The organism is Streptomyces phytophilus (genome assembly GCF_013870535.1).
Lineage (GTDB): Bacteria > Actinomycetota > Actinomycetes > Streptomycetales > Streptomycetaceae > Streptomyces > Streptomyces phytophilus.
The window spans coordinates 1-2,083 of record NZ_JACBXC010001087.1 but is presented as its reverse complement, the minus strand read 5'-3'; the positions used below and the strand labels follow the sequence as shown (position 1 = coordinate 2,083).

General features: G+C 68.0%; 2 protein-coding genes. Both read right to left on the bottom strand.

What is annotated here, in order from left to right:
- Positions 1-1,622: monocarboxylic acid transporter (locus H5J30_RS29335; RefSeq protein ID WP_181790324.1), on the bottom strand; the 1,622-nt coding region annotated here is incomplete at its 3' end.
- Entirely contained in the window at positions 1,619-1,993 is a 375-nt protein-coding gene (locus tag H5J30_RS29330; protein ID WP_181790321.1) for a DUF485 domain-containing protein, read from the bottom strand. The genes H5J30_RS29330 and H5J30_RS29335, both read right to left, overlap by 4 nt.
- Positions 1,994-2,083: the final 90 nt, after the last annotated feature.

Here is a 2,083-nt window from a genome sequence, read left to right as displayed (position 1 = left end):
AGGGAGCGGACCTCCAGCTCGGCGTACTTCTTGCCGGTGGCGTCCTCGTCCTTGGACAGGATCGAGCCGAGCCAGCCGAGGAGGAAGCCGGCCGGGATGGAGATCAGACCCGGGTTCTCCAGCGGGAACCACTGGAAGTCCACGCCCGGCCACATGCTGGTCTCCTTGCCGGAGACCACCGGGGAGAACAGCACCAGGAACACCGAGGTGAACAGGCCGCCGTAGATCGACCACAGCGCGCCCTGGGTGGTGAACCGCTTCCAGAACAGGCTGTAGAGGATCGTCGGCAGGTTCGCCGACGCCGCCACCGCGAAGGCCAGGGCCACCAGGCCGGCGACGTTGAGGCTGCCCGCGAAGACACCCAGCAGGATGGCGACCGCGCCGATCGCGACCGCCGCGATCCGCGCCGCGGCGATCTCCTCCTTCTCGGTGGCCTTGCCCTTGCGGATGACGTTGGCGTACAGGTCGTGCGCGAACGACGACGAGGACGCCAGGGTGAGTCCGGCGACGACCGCGAGGATCGTGGCGAACGCGACTGCCGAGATCATCGCCAGCAGGATCGCGCCTCCGGTGGATCCTGCTCCGCCGCCGATTTCTTCCGCGAGTAGTGGTGCCGCGGTATTGCCCGCCGGGTTGGACTCGATGATCGTCTCTTGTTTGATCAGCGCGGCGGCGCCGAAGCCCAGCGCGATGGTCATCAGGTAGAAGCCGCCGATGATGCCGATCGCCCAGAGCACCGACTTACGCGCGGTCTGCGCGGTCGGCACCGTGTAGAAGCGGATCAGGATGTGCGGCAGACCCGCGGTGCCCAGCACCAGCGCGATGCCCAGCGAGATGAAGTCGATGGTCGAGGTGCTCGTCACGCCGTACTTCAGCCCGGGCTCCAGGAACGCCGAGCCCTTGCCGGAGTTGTCCGCGGCCGCGCCCAGCAGCTGGGAGATGTTGAAGTCGAACTTCGCCAGCACCAGGATCGTGATCAGCAGGGTGCCCAGGATCAGGAGCACGGCCTTGATGATCTGCACCCACGTGGTGCCCTTCATGCCGCCGATGGTGACGTAGAGGATCATCACCAGGCCGACGAGGACCACGATGAGATTCTTGCCGGCCTCACCGGTGATCCCCAGCAGCAGCGCGACCAACGCGCCCGCGCCGACCATCTGCGCCAGCAGGTAGAAGATCGACACCACGATGGTCGACACCCCGGCCGCGGTGCGCACGGGACGCTGGCGCATCCGGTACGCGAGCACGTCGCCCATGGTGAACCGGCCCGAGTTGCGCAGCGGTTCTGCGACCAGCAGCAGCGCGACCAGCCAGGCGACCAGGAAGCCGATGGAGTACAGGAACCCGTCGTAGCCCGCCAGCGCGATGGCGCCGGCGATGCCGAGGAAGGAGGCCGCGGACATGTAGTCCCCGGAGATCGCCAGCCCGTTCTGGAAGCCCGTGAAGGAACGGCCGCCCGCGTAGTAGTCGGTGGCGTCCTTCGTCTTGCGTCCCGCCCAGACCGTCACCGCGAGCGTGAACGCCACGAACACGGAGAACAGCGTGACGATCAGCGTGCGGTGCTCACCCGGTTCCGACTGGGCGAACATCTGCAGCGCGTTCGTCGTGGTGGCGCCCGTCATTTCCCGACCTCCGTGCCGTTGCCGGCCACCCGGCCCTCGACCTCGGCCTTGAGCTGCTCGGACCTGGGGTCGAGCTTCGCGGCTGCGTGCCGCGCGTACCACCAGGCGATGGCGAACGTGGTGACGAACTGCAGGATGCCCAGCACGAACGCCACGTTGATGTTGCCGGCGACCTCGGTGCCCATGAAGCCGTCCGCGTAGCTCGACAGCAGCACGTACAGCAGGTACCAGGTGATGAATCCGACGGTCAGCGGAAACGCGAACGAACGGTGCGCGCGTCGCAGCTCCCCGAACTCCTCGCTCTGCTGTACTTCCTCGTACACATCCGGCGATCTGCCGGTCGGGGGTGTGCTGCTCATCGCGGCCTCCATGGGCGCCTTCGGGGACGGGGGTGTCCGGACGGGCCGGGCGCGGCCACCGTAGAAGCGCGGGGGCCGCCGCGCGAGCCGCCGCGCGGCGGT

Excerpts from the sequence above, each read along its gene's own strand:
- H5J30_RS29330 (WP_181790321.1), bottom strand. The coding sequence starts at position 1,993 with ATGGAGGCCGCGATGAGCAGCACACCCCCGACCGGCAGATCGCCGGAT.